At 71.1% G+C, this 21,665-nt stretch carries 18 protein-coding genes and 1 pseudogene; 3 read left to right on the forward strand and 16 right to left on the reverse strand.

What is annotated here, in order from left to right:
• Positions 1 to 79: 79 nt before the first annotated feature.
• The 9 genes from tmk to bldG form a co-directional block, all read right to left on the reverse strand.
• Positions 80 to 3,313: a dTMP kinase gene (gene tmk / locus H4N64_RS20570; RefSeq protein ID WP_186283851.1), complete on the reverse strand. Its 3,234-nt coding sequence runs from the start codon at positions 3,311 to 3,313 to the stop codon at positions 80 to 82.
• 108 nt (positions 3,314 to 3,421) lie between these two features.
• Positions 3,422 to 6,241, reverse strand: a complete 2,820-nt coding sequence (gene topA / locus H4N64_RS20575) for a type I DNA topoisomerase (RefSeq protein ID WP_186283852.1) — start codon at positions 6,239 to 6,241, stop codon at positions 3,422 to 3,424.
• A 249-nt stretch (positions 6,242 to 6,490) separates the two neighbouring features.
• The gene (locus H4N64_RS20580; protein WP_186283853.1) at positions 6,491 to 6,688 is read right to left on the reverse strand and encodes a hypothetical protein; all 198 of its coding nucleotides are present in this window, start codon (positions 6,686 to 6,688) and stop codon (positions 6,491 to 6,493) included.
• A 113-nt stretch (positions 6,689 to 6,801) separates the two neighbouring features.
• A complete protein-coding gene (locus H4N64_RS20585; protein WP_186283854.1) occupies positions 6,802 to 6,996 on the reverse strand; it encodes a hypothetical protein in 195 nt (64 codons plus the stop codon).
• A 51-nt stretch (positions 6,997 to 7,047) separates the two neighbouring features.
• Positions 7,048 to 8,565 (reverse strand): DUF7059 domain-containing protein, encoded by a 1,518-nt coding sequence (locus tag H4N64_RS20590; protein ID WP_186283855.1) that lies wholly within the window; start codon positions 8,563 to 8,565, stop codon positions 7,048 to 7,050.
• A gap of 46 nt (positions 8,566 to 8,611) precedes the next feature.
• Positions 8,612 to 9,211, reverse strand: coding sequence for a small secreted protein (locus H4N64_RS20595; RefSeq protein ID WP_186283856.1), 600 nt, complete (start codon positions 9,209 to 9,211; stop codon positions 8,612 to 8,614).
• Positions 9,212 to 9,392: 181 nt separating this feature from the next.
• On the reverse strand, positions 9,393 to 11,810 hold the full coding sequence (locus H4N64_RS20600; protein ID WP_186283857.1) for a sodium-translocating pyrophosphatase: 2,418 nt from the start codon (positions 11,808 to 11,810) through the stop codon (positions 9,393 to 9,395).
• A 340-nt stretch (positions 11,811 to 12,150) separates the two neighbouring features.
• Entirely contained in the window at positions 12,151 to 12,582 is a 432-nt protein-coding gene (locus tag H4N64_RS20605; RefSeq protein WP_186283858.1) for an ATP-binding protein, read from the reverse strand.
• 113 nt (positions 12,583 to 12,695) lie between these two features.
• Positions 12,696 to 13,037, reverse strand: a complete 342-nt coding sequence (gene bldG / locus H4N64_RS20610; RefSeq protein ID WP_003975386.1) for an anti-sigma factor antagonist BldG — start codon at positions 13,035 to 13,037, stop codon at positions 12,696 to 12,698.
• Positions 13,038 to 13,119: 82 nt separating this feature from the next.
• Here bldG and H4N64_RS20615 point away from each other — a divergent pair, with 82 nt between their 5' ends.
• Positions 13,120 to 15,609 carry a DEAD/DEAH box helicase gene (locus H4N64_RS20615; protein WP_186283859.1) on the forward strand — a complete coding sequence of 830 codons (2,490 nt, stop codon included), beginning with the start codon at positions 13,120 to 13,122 and terminating at the stop codon, positions 15,607 to 15,609.
• On the opposite strand, the gene H4N64_RS20620 is transcribed toward H4N64_RS20615, so the two are convergent.
• The 6 genes and pseudogenes from H4N64_RS20620 to H4N64_RS20645 all read right to left on the reverse strand — a co-directional run.
• Positions 15,539 to 15,922 carry an Rv3654c family TadE-like protein gene (locus H4N64_RS20620; RefSeq protein WP_186283860.1) on the reverse strand — a complete coding sequence of 128 codons (384 nt, stop codon included), beginning with the start codon at positions 15,920 to 15,922 and terminating at the stop codon, positions 15,539 to 15,541. The genes H4N64_RS20615 and H4N64_RS20620 overlap by 71 nt on opposite strands.
• The gene (locus H4N64_RS20625) at positions 15,919 to 16,329 is read right to left on the reverse strand and encodes a TadE family type IV pilus minor pilin (RefSeq protein ID WP_186283861.1); all 411 of its coding nucleotides are present in this window, start codon (positions 16,327 to 16,329) and stop codon (positions 15,919 to 15,921) included. The genes H4N64_RS20620 and H4N64_RS20625 overlap by 4 nt, the downstream gene beginning before the upstream one ends.
• Positions 16,316 to 16,519 (reverse strand): DUF4244 domain-containing protein, encoded by a 204-nt coding sequence (locus H4N64_RS20630; protein ID WP_186283862.1) that lies wholly within the window; start codon positions 16,517 to 16,519, stop codon positions 16,316 to 16,318. Before H4N64_RS20630 ends, H4N64_RS20625 begins: the two co-directional genes overlap by 14 nt.
• A 103-nt stretch (positions 16,520 to 16,622) precedes the next feature.
• On the reverse strand, positions 16,623 to 17,408 hold the full coding sequence (locus H4N64_RS20635; RefSeq protein ID WP_186283863.1) for a type II secretion system F family protein: 786 nt from the start codon (positions 17,406 to 17,408) through the stop codon (positions 16,623 to 16,625).
• 45 nt (positions 17,409 to 17,453) lie between these two features.
• Positions 17,454 to 18,329, reverse strand: a complete 876-nt coding sequence (locus H4N64_RS20640) for a type II secretion system F family protein (protein WP_186283864.1) — start codon at positions 18,327 to 18,329, stop codon at positions 17,454 to 17,456.
• Positions 18,322 to 18,930 (reverse strand): annotated as a pseudogene (locus tag H4N64_RS20645) (CpaF family protein); the annotation flags it as partial. The gene H4N64_RS20640 and the pseudogene H4N64_RS20645, both read right to left, overlap by 8 nt.
• A 36-nt stretch (positions 18,931 to 18,966) precedes the next feature.
• Between H4N64_RS20645 and H4N64_RS20650 the strand changes: the two are divergent.
• Positions 18,967 to 20,466 (forward strand): recombinase family protein, encoded by a 1,500-nt coding sequence (locus tag H4N64_RS20650; RefSeq protein WP_186283865.1) that lies wholly within the window; start codon positions 18,967 to 18,969, stop codon positions 20,464 to 20,466.
• 7 nt (positions 20,467 to 20,473) lie between these two features.
• On the opposite strand, the gene H4N64_RS20655 is transcribed toward H4N64_RS20650, so the two are convergent.
• The gene (locus H4N64_RS20655) at positions 20,474 to 21,289 is read right to left on the reverse strand and encodes a helix-turn-helix domain-containing protein (RefSeq protein WP_186283866.1); all 816 of its coding nucleotides are present in this window, start codon (positions 21,287 to 21,289) and stop codon (positions 20,474 to 20,476) included.
• An 89-nt stretch (positions 21,290 to 21,378) separates the two neighbouring features.
• Between H4N64_RS20655 and H4N64_RS20660 the strand changes: the two genes are divergently transcribed.
• Complete coding sequence (locus tag H4N64_RS20660) at positions 21,379 to 21,615, forward strand: helix-turn-helix domain-containing protein (protein ID WP_186283867.1); 237 nt, start codon at positions 21,379 to 21,381, stop codon at positions 21,613 to 21,615.
• The last annotated feature ends 50 nt before the right edge of the window (positions 21,616 to 21,665 follow it).

The raw sequence follows: 21,665 nt of genomic DNA on the forward strand, positions 1-21,665 counted from the left end.
GCGGTACGGCATCCATTGTGGCGGGCGGCACTGACAACGCGGTCAGGCCGCCGTGGCCGCGCCCGCACCGGCCAACGGCTCAGCGCCGTCCCCGACCCCGCTCGTCGTCGTACTCGTCCTCCCGCGGCCCGAGCAGTTCGTCCGCCAGCGACGGGAGATCGTCCAGCGGTGTCTCCTCCGCCCAGTCCGACCGCGGCCGCCGACGCCCACGGCGGGTCTCGGCCTCGCCGTCCTCGGAGCCGCCCCGCGGATCGCCTTGCGGATCGACCTGCGGCAGCTCCCGCGTACGGTCGTCCGCCCCGTGGGGCCGGGCCTCGTCCCGGAAGAACCCCGGCGGAACCCGGTCCGCAGGATCCTCGCCCCGCGCGGGCGGCAGCACCGCGGTCTCATCAGCGGGCCTCACGGGAGGCAGCGCCGCCGTCTCGTCATCGGCCCTCACGGGCGGCAGCACCGCCGTCTCGTCATCGGCCCTCACCGGAGGCAGCACCGCAGTCTCGTCCGAGGCCCCCGAAGGCTCCCCCGGCTGCGGCAGCTCCGCCGTCACCTCGGAGTCCGAAGTCGGCTCACCTGCGCGCGTCAGCACCGCCGTCTCATCGGCAGGTCCGCCGGAGACCTCCCCCGGCGTCACCACCGGCGTCGGAACAGTCGCCGCGTCCTGAGTGGCCGCAGGCCCCGCCGGAGCCGCCGGCTTCGGTCCCGCCTCCGCCGCCGCGGCCGCCTGCTCGGCCAGTCGCCGTGCCTCCTCGGCCCGCAGCAGCGCCTCTTCCGCCTTGCGCTGCTTCTCCAGGCGCCGCGCCTCGGCCTCGGCGTGCAGCCGGGCCTCCTCCTCGGCCTGCCTGCGCCGACGCTCCTCCTCCGCCCTGCGCCGGGCCTCTTCCTCGGCGCGGGCCTTCTCCTCGGCGAGCAGCCGCTGCCGCTCCTCCTCGGCACGGCGAGCCGCCTCCTCGGCGCGCTGCCGGGCCTCCTCCGCCTGCCGTTCGGCCTCGCGGCGCTGCGCCTCCTCCAGCTCGCGGCGCTTGCGCTCCTCCTCCTCGGCGCGCAGCTTGGCGAGCTGCTCCTGGCGCTCGCGCTCCAGCCGCTCCTCCTCGGCCTTGCGGGCGGCCTCTTCCTCGGCCTTCTTACGGGCCTCCTCCTCGGCCTTGCGCCGCGCCTCCTCCTGCTCCCGGATCTCCTGCTCGGACAGCGGCAGCGTCTGGTCGAGCCGGTGCCGGATGACGGTGGTGACGGCCTCGGGCTCCTGGCCCGCGTCCACGACGAGATAGCGCCCGGGGTCGGCGGCGGCGAGCGTCAGGAAACCGGACCGCACGCGCGCGTGGAACTCCGCGGGCTCCGACTCCAGCCGGTCCGGCGCCTCGGTGAACCGCTCGCGCGCGGTCTCCGGGTCGACGTCCAGCAGCACGGTCAGATGCGGCACCAGGCCGTTGGTGGCCCAGCGGTTGATACGGGCGATCTCGGTGGGCGACAGGTCACGCCCCGCGCCTTGGTACGCCACCGACGAGTCGATGTACCGGTCGGAGATGACCACCGCGCCCCGCTCCAGCGCGGGCCGGACCACCGTGTCGACGTGCTCCGCGCGGTCGGCGGCGTACAGCAGCGCCTCCGCGCGGTGCGAGAGCCCGGCGCTGGAGACGTCCAGCAGGATCGACCGCAGCCGCTTGCCCACCGGCGTCGCCCCCGGCTCGCGTGTGACGACGACCTCGTGGCCCTTGCCCCGGATCCACTCGGCGAGCGCCTCGGCCTGGGTGGACTTGCCCGCGCCGTCGCCGCCCTCCAGGACGATGAAGAAGCCGGACGCGGCGGGCGCCTGCTCGGGGTCGTCGCCGCCGAGCAGCGCGTCACGCAGATCGTGCCGCAGCGGCACCCCGGACCGGTCGTCGACCTTGGCCAGCACCAGCGCGGCCACCGGCAGCAGCAGCGCGCCGACCAGCATCAGCGTGAAGGCGGCACCGCCGTGCGCGAACACGAACCGGCCGCTCTCCAGTCGGTGCGGGCCGATCGCCGCGGCCACCACCGGCGCGACGACCGCGCCGAGCGCCACGAACACCCGTACGACCGCGTGCAGATGCTCGGTCGTGCGCGGGCGGCGGAAGTCCTCGGTCTCCTGGTCCAGCAGGGTGTGACCGGTGTTGGCGGCCACACCCGCGGCGACGCCCGCGAGGGCGACGACCAGCAGGACGGTGGTGACGTCCGGGACGAGCCCGGCGACCAGCAGTGCGACGCCGGTGAGCGCGATGGCCAGCGCCAGCAGACGGCGCCGCGACAGCGACACCAGCACCTTGGGCGCCGTACGGATGCCGACGACGACTCCGCCGGTCAGCGCGAGCACCAGCAGGCCGTACAGCACCGGGCCGCCGCCCAGGTCCTTGGCGTGCAGCACCGACACGGCGACCGCGGCCGACACCGCGCCCGCGACGGCCGCGCAGGCCGGCACCAGCAGCGGGATCGCGCCGGTACGGCCCCTCTCGACGCCGGTGCCCGTCTTGGGCCGGCGCAGCCCCTCCAGCGGGGAACGCGCGCGTGGGGTGCGGGTGTCGGGCAGTTCCAGGAAGGTCACCACGGACAGGGACGCGGCGAACAGACCGGCCGCGACATACGACGGCAGCGCCGCCTGGTGCTCGCCGAACCAGCCGATGCCGGTGCCCAGCAGGTTGTTGAACAGGGCCGCGGTGACGAGCGCGGCGGCCGCGAGCGGCACCGCCAGGAAGCCGGTACGCAGCGACAGACGGCGCAGCGCGTCCATGTGGTCCGGAAGCGGGCGTACCGTCGCGCCCTCCGGGGGCGGGGCGGGCAGCAGCGCGGGCGCCGCGCTCTCCCGGCACACGGCCCAGAAGCGCTCGGCGACACCGGTCACGAAGACGGTCACCAGCAGGACGGCCAGGGCGTTCTCCGGCGTCCAGTCGATCCACAGCGGCGCGACGATGAGCAGCGCGGCGCGCACGCCGTCCGCGCCGACCATCGTCCAGCGGCGGTCGAGCGGGCCGTCCTGGGAGGTCAGCGAGGTGAGCGGGCCGAGCAGTACGGCACCGAAGAGGAGGGTCGCGAGGATCCGCGTCCCGAAGACGGTCGCCACTGCGAACGCCACGCCCCGGTATCCACCGCCGAACGAGCCCTCGGCGATGGCCGCCTGGAGCGCGAGGAGGACCAGCACCAGGAGGGCGAGGACATCACCGACGCCGCCCACGAGCTGTGCGCTCCACAGCCGCCTGAGCTGCGGTCGGCGCAGCAGGGCGCGGACCGCGCGTTCGCGCGAGTCCGCCACCAGGGCGTCGTCGGGGGCCGGGTGGTGGGCCGTTGGCTGCTCGGCACGCGTCATGCGTTCAGCCTATCGGCAGCCACCGACAGCCCGGGGCTGCCGTCCGAACGTGCGCCCGCCCCGACACCGAAGAGTGATGCCGGGGCGTTCGTTTCGCGAAGCGAGGGCTCAGTCCTCCGCGGCAGGCTTCGAGGCCGTCGCCTTCTTCGCGGCCGTCTTCTTCGCGGTCGTCGTCTTCTTCGCCGCGGTCTTCTTGGCTGCCGTCGCCTTCTTGGCCGGAGCCTTCTTGGCGGCGGTCTTCTTCGTCGTGGCCTTCTTCGCCGTCTTCTTGGCGGGCGCCTTGGCACGCTTCTCGGCGAGCAGCTCGAAGCCGCGCTCCGGGGTGATCGTCTCGACGCTGTCGCCGGAGCGCAGGGTCGCGTTGGTCTCCCCGTCGGTGACGTACGGACCGAAGCGGCCGTCCTTCACCACGACCGGCTTCTCGCTGACCGGGTCCACGCCCAGTTCCTTCAGCGGCGGCTTGGCGGCGGCCCGGCCACGCTGCTTGGGCTGGGAGTAGATCTCCAGCGCCTCTTCGAGGGTGATCGTGAAGAGCTGCTCCTCGGACTGCAGCGAGCGTGAGTCCGTGCCCTTCTTCAGATACGGCCCGTAGCGGCCGTTCTGCGCGGTGATCTCCTGGCCCTCGGCATCGGTGCCGACGACACGCGGCAGCGACATCAGCTTCAGGGCATCGTCCAGCGTCACCGTGTCCAGCGACATCGACTTGAACAGCGAGGCCGTCCGCGGCTTCACGGCGTTCTTGCCGGTCTTGGGGGTGCCCTCGGGCAGGATCTCGGTGACGTACGGGCCGTAGCGGCCGTCCTTGGCGACGATCTGGTGGCCGGTCACCGGGTCCGCGCCCAGCTCGAAGTCGCCGCTCGGCTTGGCGAGCAGTTCCTCGGCCAGTTCCACGGACAGCTCGTCGGGCGCCAGGTCCGCCGGGATGTCCGCGCGCTGGTGGTTCTCGGAGTCCTTCTCGCCGCGCTCGATGTACGGGCCGTAGCGGCCGACCCGCAGCACGACGCCGTTGCCCACCGGGAACGAGGACACCTCGCGCGCGTCGATCGCGCCCAGGTCGGTCACCAGCTCCTTGAGGCCGCCGAGGTGGTCCCCGTCGCCGTTGCCGGCGTCGGCCGCGCCACCGTGACCGGTGCCCTCGCCGAAGTAGAAGCGCTTCAGCCACGGCACGGACTGGGCCTCACCGCGGGCGATGCGGTCGAGGTCGTCCTCCATCTTGGCGGTGAAGTCGTAGTCGACGAGCCGCCCGAAGTGCTTCTCCAGGAGGTTGACGACGGCGAAGGACAGGAAGGACGGCACGAGGGCCGTGCCCTTCTTGAAGACATAGCCGCGGTCGAGGATCGTGCCGATGATCGAGGCGTACGTCGACGGGCGGCCGATCTCGCGCTCTTCGAGCTCCTTGACCAGGCTGGCCTCGGTATAGCGGGCCGGGGGCTTGGTGGCGTGCCCGTCGACCGTGATCTCCTCGGCGGACAGGGCGTCGCCCTCGGCGACCTGCGGCAGCCGGCGCTCGCGGTCGTCCAGCTCGGCGTTCGGGTCGTCGGCGCCTTCGACGTAGGCCTTCAGGAAGCCGTGGAAGGTGATCGTCTTGCCGGAGGCGCTGAACTCGACGTCCCGGCCGTCGGCGGCGGTTCCGCCGATCTTCACGGTCACGCTGTTGCCGGTCGCGTCCTTCATCTGGGAGGCGACGGTCCGCTTCCAGATCAGCTCGTAGAGCTTGAACTGGTCGCCGGTCAGTCCGGTCTCGGCGGGCGTACGGAAACGATCACCCGAAGGGCGGATCGCCTCGTGCGCCTCCTGCGCGTTCTTGACCTTCCCGGCGTAGGTGCGCGGGGCGGCGGGCAGGTAGTCGGCGCCGTACAGCTGCGTGACCTGCGCACGGGCGGCGGCGATGGCGGTGTCGCTGAGCGTCGTGGAGTCCGTACGCATGTACGTGATGTAGCCGTTCTCGTACAGCTTCTGGGCGACCTGCATGGTCGCCTTCGCGCCGAAGCCGAGCTTCCGCGACGCCTCCTGCTGGAGCGTGGTCGTACGGAAGGGGGCGTACGGCGAGCGGCGGTACGGCTTGGACTCGACCGAGCGGACCGAGAACCGCGTCTGCTCAAGGGCGGCGGCCAGGGCGCGGGCGTTCGCCTCGTCGAGGTGGAGGGTGGTCGCGCTCTTGAGTTGTCCCAGGGAGTCGAAGTCGCGGCCCTGCGCGACCCGCCTGCCGTCGACGGTCTGGAGGCGGGCGACCAGCGACGCCGGGTCCGACGGATCCCCCGCACGGCCGGTCGCGAAGGTGCCCGTCAGGTCCCAGTACTCAGCGGAACGAAACGCGATGCGCTCGCGTTCCCGCTCGACGACGAGCCGGGTGGCGACGGACTGGACACGGCCCGCGGACAGCCGCGGCATGACCTTCTTCCACAGGACCGGCGAGACCTCGTAGCCGTAGAGACGGTCGAGGATGCGGCGGGTCTCCTGGGCATCGACCAGCTTCTGGTTGAGCTGGCGCGGGTTGGCGACGGCGGCCTGGATCGCGGCCTTGGTGATCTCGTGGAAGACCATCCGCTTGACCGGGACCTTGGGCTTGAGCACCTCTTGGAGGTGCCAGGCGATGGCCTCGCCCTCGCGGTCCTCATCGGTGGCGAGGTAGAGCTCGTCCGACTCCTTCAGCAGGTCCTTGAGCTTCTTGACCTGGGCCCTCTTGTCGGCGTTGACCACATAGATCGGCTCGAAGTCATGTTCTACGTCCACACCGAGGCGGCGGACTTCGCCGGTGTACTTCTCGGGCACCTCCGCGGCGCCGCTGGGGAGGTCGCGGATGTGCCCGACGCTCGCCTCGACAACGTATCCGGGGCCGAGATAGCCCTTGATCGTCTTCGCCTTGGCAGGCGACTCGACGATGACGAGTCGGCGGCCGCCCTTCGCGGTCTCGCTGGTCGGGGACAACTTCGCTCTTCTCTCCGGTCGACGCTGGGTGGCCTCCCCAGGCCTTGCTCTCCCGGGGTCGGGTACTGGTGACGCTGCGGAGTGTGACGGTACATCCCGCCCCCGTGTCAAACGGGAAAAGCCCGCAACGGCCACTCGAACGGTAACCCGACTACCGCCATTCCTGCCGCCCGGAGTGCCCACCGGCCTTTTCGAGCGTTTCCGGAGGAGTGCCTCCCAATTATCGGAGTCCCAGCTTGGACGCGGTTCTCACAGGCGGGTGAAGCACCACGCGGCGAGGACGAGCGCGATCACCGCGGCAAGGCTCGCGAGGGTCGCCGATGCGACGGGGTTCACACCGTGGGCCACCGGTTCCCGGTGCCGCATCCGGGCCGCCGTCCACACCAGGAGCCCGGCTCCGAACAAGGCGAACACCACTCCCGCGAAGATCGCCGGTCCGCTCTCCATGGCGCCTGTGCCCCTTTTCTCCACTCCGCGCATGCTCCAGCCCCGCGAGGCTGACACGCGCGGGCGGCGGCCAGGCGAACCCGAGGTGAACGCGCGGCCGACGCGGCTGTGGACTACCCAGGACCCCTGTGGCGGCCCGAGCGCTCCATGCCCGGCCGAGCCCGGACCGAGCCCGGCGCGGGTGTCTTTCCGGTCATCTTCCTGTCGCCGCTCCGGCCGGCCGGACTCTCGGGGCCCTGTGCCCAGGCCTGCGCGAAGGTGTTGCCGTAGGGCCTGATCGCGTTGCCGGAACCCTTCTCGCGGCTCATTTCACCGGGCGTCAGAAGCGTTTGCGTTCCCGTGTCCTGGCCGGTTTGCGATCACGCCGGGTCCAGAAACCCCTGCTCCACCAGCAGCCGGATCTGCGCCGGCGTGCGGTCGCGCAGCAACACCGGGTCCTCGCCGACCAGTTGGGCGATGGCGTCCAGGATCCGGCCCGCGCTGAGCGAGCCGTCGCACACGCCCGCGAAACCGGCGCCGACCGTGTCCACCTTGGTGGCCCGGCGCATCCCGCGGTTCTGGCGCAGCACGACATGCTCGGGGTCCTCGGCGCCGGGCAGCCCGACCTGTTCCTGGACGATCTCGGCGGCGAGCCGGAAGTGTCCTGCGAGCAGGGCCGCGTCATCGTGCGCCCGCAGGTAGTCGAGGCGGCCGAAGTGCGCCCGTACCGTGTCGCCGAGCGGCTGCTCGACGGGGTGCGGCCACTCCTCCACGGTGACGGAGGGCACGGCGGTCCCCGTCCTGCGCAGCGTGATCCAGCCGAAGCCCACGGCCTTCACCTTGCGCGCCTCGAACTCGTCCAGCCAGGCGTCGTAACGCGCCTGGTACTCGGCGGGGTCACCGCGGTGGTCGCCGGCGTCCCGCAGCCACAGCTCGGCGTACTGCGTGATGTCCTGCACCTCGCGCTGGACGATCCACGCGTCGCACCCGCGCGGCACCCATGACCTCAGCCTGTCCTGCCAGTCCTCCCCCGCGACGTGCTGCCAGTTGGCGAGGAACTGCGCGAACCCGCCCTCGTTCAGCCGTTCCCCCGCCCCTTGAACGAGCGAGCGGCACAGATCGTCCCCGCCCATCCCGCCGTCCCGATACGTCAGCCGAGCGCCCGGCGAGATCACGAAAGGCGGGTTGGAGACGATCAGGTCGTACCTCTCGTCGTCCCGGACCGGATCGAACAGCGAGCCCTCGCGCAGATCCGCGGCCGGGGCGCCGGACAGCGCGAGCGTCAGCGCGGTGATGTGCAGCGCGCGCGGGTTGAGGTCGGTCGCCGTCACGCGCGTGGCGTGCTGGGCGGCGTGCAGGGCCTGGATCCCGGAGCCGGTGCCGAGGTCGAGGGCGGACGAGACGGGCGTACGGACGGTGATGCCCGCGAGGGTCGTGGAGGCGCCGCCGACGCCGAGGACGACGCCCTCGTCCTTGCTGCCGATGCCTCCGGCGCCGCCGACCGCGCATCCGAGGTCCGACACGATGTACCAGTCCTCGCCCGCGGGCCCGCCGTACGGCCGTACATCGACGGTCGCGGCCAGCTCGTCACCGCCGGCCGGCACCAGCCACCCGGTCTCCAGGCATGCGTCGACGGGCAGAACGTCCGCCACGCGCGCGTGCGGGACGGGCTGCTGAAGAAGGAACAGCCGTACGAGTGTCTCCAGCGGCGTGTCCCCGCGGGTCGCCCGGAGCGCGGGGACGGTCTCGCTGCGGGCGAGCGCCGCGTACGCGGGAGCGCCGAGCAGTTCGAGCAGCCCGTCTGCGGTGAAGGAGGCCCCGAGCAGGGCCTCCCGCAGCCGGGCGGCGACATCGGAACGATCGGAAGCGGGCAGAGCGGGCAGCCTGGAGGTACTCACGCCCCCATTGTGACCCGCGCTACCCGCTCACCGCGGCCGCTCGGCGTCAGCTCGCCGCCGCCGAGGCGGCGCCGGAGGCCGACTTGCAGCTGGACTGCTTCGCCATCGCCTGGCCGACCTCGCCCTCCTCCAGTTCCTTGAGGGCGTTGCTGCCGCTGGTGCTCAGCTTGTCCAGCTCGCTCGCGATGTCCTTCAGGCCGTCCGCGAACTTCGCCTGGTCCTTGGTGTCGAGGTCGTCGACCTGCTTCTTCAGGGAGGCGTAGGAGGCGGCGATGCTGTTGAGCTCCTTGACCGCGTCCTGCTGCTTCTTCTCGCTGTTCTTGGCGTCGCCGGCGTCCGGCGCACCGGCCTTGTCCACGGCGGCTCCGATCGCCTTGTAGGCGTCGGACATGTCCTGGAAGGCCTTGGCGTCGGTCTTCTGGACGTCCTCCGGCGAGCTGTTGTCCGAGGTCTCCTTCTGGATGGCGATGTTGGCGGCCTCGATCTTCTTGGCCTGCGGCTGCACGGCGTCGCAGACCTGCTTGGCCCAGGCGTCCAGCTTCTCGTTGCCGTCTTCGCTGCTGCATCCCGACAGCGCCATTACCAGTACCGCACCGCCGGACAGCGCGGCCGTGAGCTTCTTGTTCACCGGATTGGTCCCTTCCATGGCTCTCGGCCCCGGAACATACACGGCGGACGGACGAGATCCCTACGCAGGGTGTCCGTTAAGTTCATGATTGGGCTATTTGCACCATGTGAGAGAAGGCTCACGAAGAGGGCGTGAACACACAGAGCGGGCGGAGGGTGCGTCGCTGCGCACCCCTCGCCCGCCCCAGTGAGCCGGGTCCTTACGACGAGGCCTGCGAAACCACCGCCGGATCGGCCGAGTTGGCCGTGCGCTCGGCGTTGTCCTCGTCGCCCATCGCGATCCCGCGCCGCTTGGATACGTACACGGCACCGGCGATCACCAGGAACGCCAGCACCGCGATCAGCACCCGTGCGCCGATGTTCTTGTCGTCGCCGTAGGAGAAATCGATCACTGCGGGCGCGATCAGCAGCGCCACCAGGTTCATCACCTTCAGCAGCGGGTTGATCGCGGGACCGGCGGTGTCCTTGAAGGGATCACCGACCGTGTCACCGATCACCGTGGCGGCGTGGGCCTCGCTGCCCTTGCCGCCGTGGTGACCGTCCTCGACGAGTTTCTTGGCGTTGTCCCAGGCGCCGCCGGAGTTGGCGAGGAACACCGCCATCAGCGTGCCCGCGCCGATCGCTCCCGCCAGGAACGAGCCGAGGGCACCGACACCGAGCGTGAACCCGATGAAGATCGGCGCCATCACGGCCAGGAGCCCCGGCGTGGCGAGTTCCCTGAGGGCGTCCTTCGTACAGATGTCGACGACCTTGCCGTACTCCGGGGTCTCGGTGTAATCCATGATCCCGGGCTTCTCGCGGAACTGCCGCCGCACCTCGTAGACCACCGAACCGGCCGAGCGCGACACGGCGTTGATGGCCAGTCCGGAGAAGAGGAAGACGACCGCCGCGCCGGCGATGAGGCCGACGAGGTTGTTGGGCTGCGAGATGTCCATCATCAGACTCAGCGGCGCGCCGTCGCCCGACAACTCCTCGCCCACGTCCCGCGCCCCGGTGGTGATGGCGTCGCGGTACGAGCCGAAGAGCGCCGATGCCGCGAGGACCGCGGTGGCGATGGCGATGCCCTTGGTGATGGCCTTGGTGGTGTTGCCGACCGCGTCCAGGTTGGTGAGCACCTGAGCGCCCGCACCCGTGACGTCGCCGGACATCTCGGCGATGCCCTGGGCGTTGTCGGAGACCGGCCCGAAGGTGTCCATCGCGACGATCACGCCCACGGTCGTGAGCAGGCCGGTGCCGGCCAGCGCGACCGCGAACAGCGCCAGCATGATCGACGTACCGCCGAGCAGGAAGGCCCCGTAGACGCCGAGGCCGATCAACAGGGCGGTGTAGACGGCCGATTCGAGGCCGACGGAGATACCGGCGAGGACGACCGTCGCGGGACCGGTCAGGGAGCTCTTGCCGATGTCCTTGACCGGCCGGCGGTTGGTCTCGGTGAAGTAGCCGGTCAGCTGCTGGATGACGGCGGCGAGCAGGATGCCGATCGCCACGGCGACGAGCGCGAGGATCCGCGGGTCGCCGCCCTTGGCCGCGATCTCTGCGTCGGTGACGCCGTCGAGGTCCGCGTACGACGACGGCAGGTAGACGAAGACCGCGATCGCGACCAGGACCAGCGAGATCACCGCGGAGATGAAGAAGCCGCGGTTGATCGCCGACATGCCGCTGCGGTCGCTGCGCCGCGGGGCCACCGCGAAGATGCCGATCATGGCCGTGACCACGCCGATCGCGGGCACCAGCAGCGGGAAGGCGAGGCCCGCGTCGCCGAAGGCCGCCTTGCCGAGGATCAGCGCGGCGACCAGGGTCACCGCGTACGACTCGAAGAGGTCGGCCGCCATACCGGCGCAGTCGCCGACGTTGTCGCCCACGTTGTCGGCGATGGTCGCGGCATTGCGCGGGTCGTCCTCCGGAATGCCTTGCTCGACCTTGCCGACCAGGTCGGCGCCGACGTCGGCGGCCTTGGTGAAGATGCCGCCGCCGACACGCATGAACATGGCGATGAGGGCGGCCCCGAGGCCGAAACCCTCCAGCACCTTCGGCGCGTCGGCCGCGTACACCAGCACCACACAGGAGGCGCCCAGCAGACCGAGCCCCACCGTGAACATGCCGACGACGCCGCCCGTACGGAAAGCGATCTTCATGGCTTTGTGCGAGACGGCGGTGAGATCCTTTTCCGGCTCGCCTTCCGCCGGGGTCGCTTCCCTGGCCGCGGCGGCTACGCGCACATTGCTGCGTACGGCGAGCCACATGCCGATATAGCCGGTGGCCGCCGAGAACGCGGCGCCGATCAAGAAGAACACCGATCGGCCGATGCGCTGATTCCAGTCGTCCGCGGGCAGCAGCATGAGCAGGAAGAACACGATCACGGCGAATACGCCGAGGGTGCGCAACTGCCGGGCCAGATAGGCGTTGGCGCCTTCCTGGACCGCCGCCGCGATCTTCTTCATGCTGTCGGTGCCCTCGCCCGCCGCGAGCACCTGGCGCACCAGGACGCCGGCGACCACGAGCGCCGCCAGGGCGACGGCGCCGATGACCATGATCATGGCGCGGTTGCCATCGGTCAGGACTGCGGCTGCGAAGGTTGTGGGGTGATCCAACTGATGAGGGGTAGAAAGCCCCGCCATTCGTCCTCCTTGACGCTTGGGCTGAGCTCAAGATGTGGACGGATTGTAGGTACCGGAACCTGATCAAAACAGTGCGCGGTTAACGGAATTGGTCTTCACATGCTCTTCAGCAAATGATCGACCCCCGACCACGGAACCCGAAAGTAGTAATGCCTCAAAGGCATTGACGCCACGATTGACCCCGGCAGGAACTTGATCGAATTATCGGGGGATCGATCGTGAAGGAATTCACGAATTGCATCGGACGAGACCACTGTAAGCGCAGACACCGTGCGCCGACATGCCGAAGGGCCCTACCTGGGTAGGGCCCTTCGGGTACGGATACGCAGTGATCCGGGGGTCAGGGAAGCTCGGCGACGGCCGGGGTGGTCGGCCAGGTCATACGGATCAGCCCGCCGTGCTCCCCGGCGGTGACCTCGACGTCGTCGACGAGCCCGCTGATGACCGCGAGGCCCATCTCGTCCTCCTCGGCCTCCGCGTCCTCGCCCGCGGCGCCCGGCGCCCGGTCGCCCGGGGCGGAGCGCGGCGCCTCGTCGCCGACCTCGATGGAGAACTGCTTCTCCTCCTCGATCAGCGCCACCTTGACCGGCGCCGTGATGCCACCGAGCTGATGCAGTCCGACGGCACGGGTGCAGGCCTCACCGACCGCGAGGCGCACCTCGTCGAGTACGGCCTCGTCCACTCCGGCCCTGCGCGCCACCGCTGCCGCCACCAGTCGGGCGGTTCTGACGTGCTCGGGCAGCGCGCTGAAGCGGAGTTCAACGGTGGCCATGCATCCCCCTCGGAACTACGGGCGTGCTGTCCGGAGGGCCGGGCCGCCGAACGCCCGGTCCCCCTTCATGAACTTCTTCCGTCCCAGGGCCGAAACCGGCCCGGAGGCGGTGATCAGTCGGTGGCCGCCACCGCTTCCTCGACCGAGGTGTGGATCGGGAACACCTTGGTGAGACCGGTGATGCGGAAGATCTTCAGAATGCGCTCCTGGTTGCAGACCAGGCGCAGCGAGCCCTCATGGGCACGCACCCGCTTCAGGCCGCCGACCAGCACGCCGAGCCCGGTGGAGTCGAGGAAGTCCACGCCCTCCATGTCGACGACGAGGTGAAAACTCCCGTCGTTCACCAGCTCGACCAGCTGCTCGCGCAGCTTGGGCGCGGTATATACGTCGATTTCGCCACCGACCTCGACGACCGTACGATCGCCGACGGTACGGGTCGACAGGGACAGGTCCACGGATCCTCCAGCACCTTGCTATCGAGCGGTCGTCCCTCGGGACACCTCGGCTTGAAGCCCCCAGGACGGTTCGCCAGCCGCGATGGCATTCAATCACTTACCGGCAGGCGTGCACGACGCCTTGGTCCCATTGTCCGTCACGCCAGTGACACACTCGGTGCCGATGGCCAAGAATCACCGATCCGATCGATCCCCGACGGGCCCCGTATCCCAGGTGGACCCGGGCACGGTCCTGGGCCGGCTCGCCTCGGGGCCGAGCCGGGCTTCGCGCATCACTCATACGGAGCATGTGCCCCCGCGCGAGGGTCGGCATGCCGTCTGGCCTGACCGGATCCGTGCCGAGGTCATCGCGGCCGTAGAGGCGGCAGGTGTCGAACACCCCTGGGCCCACCAGGCACGCGCTGCCGAGCACGCCCTGGACGGCGATTCGGTGGTCGTCGCCACCGGCACCGCGTCCGGTAAGTCGCTGGCCTATCTGGTGCCGGTGCTCTCCACTCTCCTGGACGGCTCCGAGGCCCCGAACGGCCGCGGTGCCACCGCGCTCTACCTGGCGCCCACCAAGGCTCTCGCGGCGGACCAGTGCCGTTCGGTGAAGGAACTTTCACAACCGCTGGGCAATTCCGTCCGTCCGGCGGTGTACGACGGGGACACGCCGTTCGAGGAACGCGAGTGGATCCGCCAGTACGCCAACTACGTCCTCACCAACCCGGACATGCTGCACCGCGGCATCCTCCCCTCCCACCCCCGCTGGTCCTCCTTCCTCAAGTCGCTGAAGTACGTCGTCATCGACGAGTGCCACACCTACCGGGGCGTCTTCGGCTCGCACGTCGCCCAGGTGCTGCGCCGCCTTCGCCGTCTGTGCGCCCGCTACGGCGCCGCTCCCGTCTTTCTGCTGGCCTCCGCGACCGCCGCGGAGCCTTCGGTCGCCGCGCGCCGTCTGACCGGCCTGCCGGTGGTGGAGGTGGCCGACGACGCCTCACCGCGCGGAGAACTGGTGTTCGCCCTCTGGGAGCCCCCGCTCACCGAGCTGCAGGGCGAGAAGGGCGCCCCGGTCCGCCGTACCGCCACCGCCGAGACGGCCGACCTGCTGACCGACCTCGCCGTCCAGGGCGTGCGCTCGGTCGCCTTCGTCCGCTCCCGGCGGGGCGCCGAGCTGATCTCGGTGATCGCCCAGGAGCGGCTCGCCGAGGTCGACCGCTCGCTCGCCCGGCGCGTGGCGGCCTACCGCGGCGGCTACCTCCCCGAGGAGCGCCGCGCCCTCGAACAGGCCCTGCACTCCGGCGAACTCCTCGGCCTCGCCGCGACGACCGCCCTCGAACTCGGCATCGACGTCTCAGGACTGGACGCGGTCGTGATCGCCGGATACCCCGGCACGCGCGCGTCCCTGTGGCAGCAGGCGGGCCGGGCCGGCCGCTCCGGTCAGGGCGCGCTCGCCGTCCTGGTCGCCCGGGACGACCCCCTGGACACCTTCCTCGTCCACCACCCCGAGGCCCTGTTCGACCAGCCCGTCGAGTCCACCGTCCTCGACCCCGACAACCCGTACGTCCTCGCCCCGCACCTGTGCGCGGCGGCGGCGGAACTGCCGCTGGTCGACGAGGACTTGGCGCTCTTCGGCCCCGCCTGCGAGGAACTGCTCCCCCAGCTGGAGGCCGCGAAGCTGCTGCGCCGCCGGACCAAGGCCTGGCACTGGACCCGCCGGGAACGGGCCGCCGACCTCACCGACATCCGCGGCGGGGGCGGACGCCCGGTCCAGGTCGTCGAGTCCGGTACGGGCCGTCTGCTCGGCACGGTCGACGCGGGCGCCGCCCACACCACGGTGCACGAGGGCGCGGTCCATCTGCACCAGGGCCGCACCTATCTGGTGCGCTCCCTGGACCTGGAGGACTCCGTCGCCCTGGTCCAGGAGGCCAGCCCCTCGTACGCCACGGTCGCCCGGGACACGACGTCCATCGCCGTCCTGGAGACGGACATCGAGATCCCCTGGGGCGACGGCCGCCTCTGCTACGGCTCCGTCGAAGTCACCAACCAGGTCGTCTCCTTCCTCCGCCGGCGCCTGATCACCGGCGAGGTCCTGGGCGAGACCAAGCTCGACCTCCCTCCTCGTACGCTGCGCACGCGCGCGGTGTGGTGGACGGTCACCGAGGACCAGCTCGACGCGGCCCGCATCGGGCCGGAGATCCTCGGCGGCGCCCTGCACGCCGCCGAGCACGCGTCGATCGGCCTGCTGCCCCTCTTCGCGACCTGCGACCGCTGGGACATCGGCGGCGTCTCCGTCCCCCTGCACCCGGACACACTGCTCCCGACGGTCTTCGTCTACGACGGCCATCCCGGCGGCGCGGGCTTCGCGGAGCGTGCCTTCCACACCGCCCGCGACTGGCTCACCGCCACCCGCGAGGCCATCGCCTCCTGTGAGTGCGAGGCCGGCTGCCCGTCCTGCATCCAGTCCCCCAAGTGCGGCAACGGCAACGACCCGCTGCACAAGAGGGGGGCGGTACGGCTGCTCACGGAACTGCTGCGGGGGGCGCCGGAGAAGGAGACCCCGGTGGCGCCGGGGGTCCCGCCCGCGCCCTGACCTCCGCGGCGAACGGTCCCCGACCCGCCGCCGCGGTCACGTCCGAGACATCACCCACGAGCGCGCACCGCACGAGCCGGGTGCCCTGGGCCCGGGCCACCTTCTCCGCCCGTCCGCAGGCCGACTCGGCGCCCTCCACCCAGTGGTCCGCCGCCGCGAGGGCGGCGAGATCGGCGCCGCCTGCCGCGCGGTGCCGGGTGACCGCGGCCTGGCCGAGGGCGAGCACGACTGCGAACACCACGCAGAGGACGGCCACGGCGGCGACGGTCCATACGGTGGCGGAGCCTCGGTCGTCTGAGCGGCGGGGGCTCACGGGCTCACCCCCGCCCCGGTCTCCGGTACCGCCGCGGTGCCCGGTACCGCCACGGCCGCCTCCTCCGCCGCCGCCACGGCCTCCTCCCGCACCTCGAAGGGCAGCCCCCGCAGCGCCGGAGGCTTGGCCACGACCAGCACCCGGACCTGGTCCCCGGCCCGGCTGACGGTGACCTTCGCGCCGGACGGGGCGGCCTCGCGGGTGACCGCGACGACCGCGTCGGCCGGGTCCTGGCGAGCCGCGGCGCGGGCGCCCGTGCGGGCCGCGTCCACGCACTGGATCTGGGCGGCGATCACGAGCAGCCCCCACACCAGCGCCATCGCGAACATCACCAGCACGGGCAGCACCACGGCCGACTCCGCCGTCACGAACCCCCGGTCGGCCCCGCGCCGCTCACATCCGCGCATCGAGCGCCCGCTTCACGATGGCCTGCAGCTCCGCGCTGACCTGCCCGCTGGTGACCACCTTGTACAGCACCACGGCGAACGCCACCGCCGCGATGATCCCCATGGCGTACTCGGAGGTGACCATCCCCGAGTCCCGCCGTCCGACGAAGGCCCGCATGCGCGCCCGTACCGCCTTCACTGCCTTGTTCATTGCAACCCCCGTAAGGATCAGTTCCGTTGACTACTTCTGGTCAGTTCCGTTGATGTCGACTGGTCAGTACCGTCGACATCGACCGCTCAGCGCCAAGACCCGGTCATCCACCACCCCCTCCCAGCACCCCGTCCGCCAGCCCGATCACCACCGGCAGAACCCCCACCGCGATGAACGCGGGCAGGAAGCAGAGCCCCACCGGCGCGGTGACCAGGACCGCCGCCCGGCGTGCCCGTGCCGTCGCGGCGCGCGCCCACGTGGCGCGGGCGTCCGCGGCGAGGCGGGCGACGGGTCCGGCCGCCGGGAGCCCGGACACATCGGCCCGCTCCAGCAGCCGGGCGAGCGCCTCGGCGCCGGGCAGCGCGGCCAGCTTCCGCCAGGCCTCACCCGGTTCGCCGCCCAGCCGCACCTCGGCCGCGCCCCGCGCCAGCCCCTCCCCCACCGGCCCGCCCAGCGCCTCGCCCACGGCCTGCGCCGCGATCACAGGACCGGCACCGGCGGCGATGCAGGCCGCCAACAGATCGGCTGCGAGCGGAAGTTGCCGTGCCGCCTCGGCGGCGTCGCACTCCGCGCCCTCGGAAGCGACTCGCCGCCCCCGCCACCGGTCCAAGGCCACCGCACCGACCAGCCCCACCCCGACCCCGGCGACACCGCCGACCAGCACCCACCCGGCACACCCCACCGCCACGACAGGCAGCCAGCGCCGCACCAGGCCCCGCACGTCGAACCTCGGCGCGTCCGGCGCCGCTTCCACGGCGGCCACCAGCTCGACGAGCCGCCGCCGGACCCTCCGCTCACACCGCACCACCCCCGCCCACCGCACCAGCCACGCCAGGCCCAGCACGATCCCCACGACAACCCCCAGCCTGTGGACAACTTCCGCACTCACAGCGCCTCCCTTCGCCAAGCCGTTCAGCCGAACTGCCGTCTGTCCTCACACCGCCTCCGCCCCTCGCACGATCCGCAGCGCCCACCACACCCCCAGCCCCTCCAGCAGCCCACCGGCGAACAGACACCCCAGCCCCGCGCCGGTGTGCAGCAGCACCCGCAGCGGATCGGCGCCCATGACCGCGCCCAGGAGCAGCCCCAGAACCGGCAGCCCGGCGAGCATCAGCGCCGTCGACTTGGCGCCCGCCAACTGCGCCCGCAGATCCGCCCGTTGGTCCCGCTCGGCACGCAGGGCCGCTTCGAGCCGGTCAAGGCCGGCCGCGAGCCCCGCGCCCTGGTCCACGGCCACCCGCCAGCACGCCGCGAGACCCAGCAGCCCCTCGGCGCCCGGTCTCCGCGCCGCCGCCGCGAGGGCGCTGGGAACATCACCGCCGAACCGCGCGGCCGCCAGCACCGCCGCCTGCGCCTCCCCGAGCCCGCCCGAGTCCCGCGCCGCCCGCAACAGCGCCTCGCCCGACTGCCGTCCCGCCCGCACCTCCCCGGCGAGCGCCGCGCACAGCGCGATCACCGCGTCCCCTCGGCTCTCCCGAGCCCGCCGCGCCCGACCGGCCAGCCGCATCCTCCTCAGCAACGGCACCCCCGCCGCCCCGGCGAGGAGCGGCAGCACCGAGGCCCCGAGCACCGCCAGCACGATCCCGGCGACCACCGCCCACCACTCGGCCCGCAACTGCCCCCGGATCCGCCGCAGTTCACCGACCGCCCGCTGCCAGGCGGGCGGCCCGGCTCCCACCACCCCACCGCCCGCGAGCAACAGCCGAGCCCGCCGAGCCCCGACATTCCGCCCGCCCAGCAGCCACAGAGCAGCCCCGGCACACACCACGGCCGCCCCCGTCGACGGCACTCCCAACGCCGTCTCACCCATCGCGATCCCCACTCCCCAACTCGAAGTCCTCATCCGGGAGCAGCCCCCGCAACCGCCCCCACCCCCGCTCGGCCACGAACGCGCCCGCTCCCCACCGCAGCGCCGGAACCGTCCGCACCAGCCCCGACGGATCCCGCTCCAGCACCTGCACCTCGGCGATCCGCCGCCGACCGTCACGTCCCCGCACGAGATGCAGCACCACCGACAGCGCGGCGGCCAACTGGCTGTGCAGCGCCGCCCGGTCGAGCCCTGCCGCCGTGCCGAGGGCCTCCAGCCGGGCCGGCACATCGGCCGCCGCGTTGGCGTGCACGGTGCCGCAGCCTCCCTCGTGGCCCGTGTTGAGCGCGGCCAGCAGATGGACCACCTCCGGTCCGCGCACCTCGCCCACGACCAGCCGGTCCGGCCGCATCCGCAGCGCCTGGCGCACCAGGTCCTGGAGCGTGACGAGCCCGGCGCCCTCCTGGTTGGCGGGTCTGCTCTCCAGCCGTACGACGTGCGGATGGTCGGGCCGCAGCTCCGCCGCGTCCTCGGCGAGGACGATCCGTTCACCCGGTCCGACGAGCCCGAGCAGCGCGCTCAAGAGCGTGGTCTTCCCGAACCCCGGACAAAGACACCACTGTTGCGGCAGACTCGGGTCATGAGCCCGACTCTCCGCTCCGCCACGGACGTTGCCGCAGGCGGGAAGACCCGCGCCGTCATCTACGTGAGAATCTCCCAGGACCGCACCGGCGCCGGCCTCGGCGTGGACCGGCAGCGCGAGGACTGCGAGGCCCTCGCCGAACGGATGGGCTGGGACGTCGTCGAGGTGTACACCGACAACGACGTGTCCGCCTTCTCCGGGAAGCTCCGCAAGGGCTACCGGCGGATGCTTGCCGACCTCGAAGACGGCAAGGCGACCATCGTCATCGTCTGGCACACCGACCGACTTCACCGCTCCCCGCTGGAGCTGGAGCACTACATCAACCTGTGCGAGAAGCGCGGCGTCAGCACCCATACCGTGCAGGCCGGAGAACTCGACCTCGCCTCTGTCACAGGCAGGATGCTCGCCAGGCAGCTCGGACTCATCGCCCGGTACGAGTCCGAGCACAAGGGCGAGCGCGTCGCCCGTGCCCGCCGCCAGAAGGCCCTGAAGGGCGAGTGGATGGGCGGCATCCGGCCGTTCGGGTGGGGCCTGCCCACTGGGGAGAAACGCACCAAGGTCGACCGGAAGACCGGCGAAGAGGTCGAGGTCGACGAGCTCGACATGCTCAAGGCCGTCCCCGAGGAGGCCGAGGCACTGCGGTTCTGGACGGACGAGATCCTGTCCGGCGGGTCGATCCGGTCACTGGTGAAGTGGTGCCACGACAAGGGCGTGACCACCACCCGGGGCAATCCGATGACACACACCGACATGCGGGACATGCTGCTGCGCCCCAGGAACGCCGGAATCGCCGTCTATCGGGGCAAGGAGGTAGGGCGTGGACAGTGGGACCCCATCGTCGACGAGGCGAAGTACAGGGCCGTCGTAGCCATCCTCAAGGACCCGGCCCGTAAGACCGCCCGGGGCACCACCCCGCGGTGGCTGGGATCGATCCTGTTCCGGTGCGGGCGCGGGGAGTGCCCGCACTTCGTGTACGTCACCCAGTCCGGCGGTCGCTCTTATCCGTCGTACCGGTGCCAGACGGGGCACGGCGGCGGACGGCGTGCGGAGATCGTCGACCAGTACGTCGAGGACACGATCGTCGAGCGGCTGTCACGGGATGACGCGCACGAGCTGCTGGAGCCAGCGCCGGACGGCGTGGACGTGGCCGCGCTCCAGGCTGAAGCCGAGGAGATCCGGACGCGTCTGCGGAATCTCGCGGGCAAGTACGGCGCCGGCGAGATCGACGACATGCAGTTCGGCGTGGGCTCGGACACGGCCCGCGCGCAGTTGGAGGGGGTCACGCGACAGCTGGCGCGCGCGGCGACCCGGGACCCGCTGGTGGGCCTGGTGGGGGCGCCAGATGTACGGAAGGCGTGGAAGGCGCTGGAGCTGGAGCGGCAGCGGACGGTGCTGCGGTCGCTGGTCGAGGTGACACTTAAGACGCCGCGGCCGGGGCGGATGCCGGACGGCGGGTACTTCGACTACGACGCGGTGCAATTCGGGTGGAAGCGATAGGCCAGCCTCAGAAAGGAGGCTCTTCATCCCACGCCGATTTTCCAGGTGGCTGCTTCCCCCACTCAGAGGCGTCGCCCTCCTGCCCCTCTCCCGCATCCCCAAGTTGCTCAATCAGTACTTGTACCGTGCTTTCGGCAGTGAGCCGGACAATCGCGTGTAGCTGCTCACGGGTCAGCCGACTGGCAGCTTCCTTAGCTTTCTTCGTTTCCTCTTCCCTCTGCATATCTTCGACTGCCGCGTCGTCCGGTTCGTCGAGCGGATCGCCGAAACGGTAACCGGGCGGGAAGACCGTCCCCGGGGGGAGCATGTCGGGTTCCAGGAACACCGGCGCATGCCAGTCCACCTTCAGATACTTCAGGGCGGCAGCATGCGCCCGCACGAAGAACTCAGATCCGCCCTCGGTCGCCATACGGTCCATTAGGACGCGACTCAGGAGTAGCGGGACGCCCGCGATATAGGCGCCACCACCGCCCCGATCTTCGGGCTGAGCCATGGCAATGGCCCTGTTCCCTTCCTCCATAGGGAGAAGGAAGTAGGCGATTGGCGTGTCGAAAATGACAGACAATGCCAGAAGCTCGTCGGCGTCAAACTTCCGAGGGCGACCACCCTGCCAAGACCGCTCCGCAGCGCTGATCGACGCCTTCGACCAAGACCGGCCCGTATATTTCTCCAGCCGGTCGGCGACCTGTTGTTGAGTCCAACCTCTGGCGCGGCGCGCCCTGGTCATGTTGTAGGCGACCAATTGATTAACGGTTGGCGCCTCCTGCGGGGATAGTTCGCGCAGGTCAATCGGCTCGCCGGGGGTCGAGTCGTCGTTGTCCATGGGCCAACTGTAGACCGGCGGTCAACGAGGAGCAACATCTTGTCGGATGCGCGTTGACTCTGCTACTTCAGTGACCTACAGTCAACGACATGCAGACGGATCAACCGCCTCAGTTGACTCCCTCGCTGCGCGTTGCACGTGAAGCCAAGGGTTTGTCGCTGCGGGCCGCAGCACAGTTGTCCGGGATTGACCCGGGCCACCTCTCGAAGGTGGAGCGCGGCGAAAAGCAGCTCTCCATCGAAGCCCTCTACCGGCTGGCTCTGGTCGTCGACCTCGACGAACTCGCCAGTCACCTCAAGCCACTCCTGCCAAAGGCTGTCGCATGACCGCCAAAACCAGCGCCGCTCCGACGTACCAGGCCGGAGCGTCCGCCGGA

Origin of the sequence: Streptomyces cupreus (genome assembly GCF_014257025.1) — a bacterium.
Classification (GTDB): domain Bacteria; phylum Actinomycetota; class Actinomycetes; order Streptomycetales; family Streptomycetaceae; genus Streptomyces; species Streptomyces cupreus.

Bases quoted from the DNA above. Each gene is read 5' to 3' on its own strand.
- H4N64_RS20630 (WP_186283862.1), bottom strand. From the start codon at position 16,519: ATGAACAAGGCAGTGAAGGCGGTACGGGCGCGCATGCGGGCCTTCGTC.
- H4N64_RS20650 (WP_186283865.1), top strand. From the start codon at position 18,967: ATGAGCCCGACTCTCCGCTCCGCCACGGACGTTGCCGCAGGCGGGAAG.
- H4N64_RS20640 (WP_186283864.1), bottom strand. From the start codon at position 18,329: ATGGGTGAGACGGCGTTGGGAGTGCCGTCGACGGGGGCGGCCGTGGTG.
- H4N64_RS20625 (WP_186283861.1), bottom strand. From the start codon at position 16,329: ATGCGCGGATGTGAGCGGCGCGGGGCCGACCGGGGGTTCGTGACGGCG.
- H4N64_RS20600 (WP_186283857.1), bottom strand. From the start codon at position 11,810: ATGGCGGGGCTTTCTACCCCTCATCAGTTGGATCACCCCACAACCTTC.
- H4N64_RS20605 (WP_186283858.1), bottom strand. From the start codon at position 12,582: ATGGCCACCGTTGAACTCCGCTTCAGCGCGCTGCCCGAGCACGTCAGA.
- H4N64_RS20660 (WP_186283867.1), top strand. From the start codon at position 21,379: ATGCAGACGGATCAACCGCCTCAGTTGACTCCCTCGCTGCGCGTTGCA.
- tmk (WP_186283851.1), bottom strand. From the start codon at position 3,313: ATGACGCGTGCCGAGCAGCCAACGGCCCACCACCCGGCCCCCGACGAC.
- H4N64_RS20595 (WP_186283856.1), bottom strand. From the start codon at position 9,211: ATGGAAGGGACCAATCCGGTGAACAAGAAGCTCACGGCCGCGCTGTCC.
- H4N64_RS20655 (WP_186283866.1), bottom strand. From the start codon at position 21,289: ATGGACAACGACGACTCGACCCCCGGCGAGCCGATTGACCTGCGCGAA.
- H4N64_RS20580 (WP_186283853.1), bottom strand. From the start codon at position 6,688: ATGGAGAGCGGACCGGCGATCTTCGCGGGAGTGGTGTTCGCCTTGTTC.
- H4N64_RS20615 (WP_186283859.1), top strand. From the start codon at position 13,120: ATGGCATTCAATCACTTACCGGCAGGCGTGCACGACGCCTTGGTCCCA.
- H4N64_RS20585 (WP_186283854.1), bottom strand. From the start codon at position 6,996: ATGAGCCGCGAGAAGGGTTCCGGCAACGCGATCAGGCCCTACGGCAAC.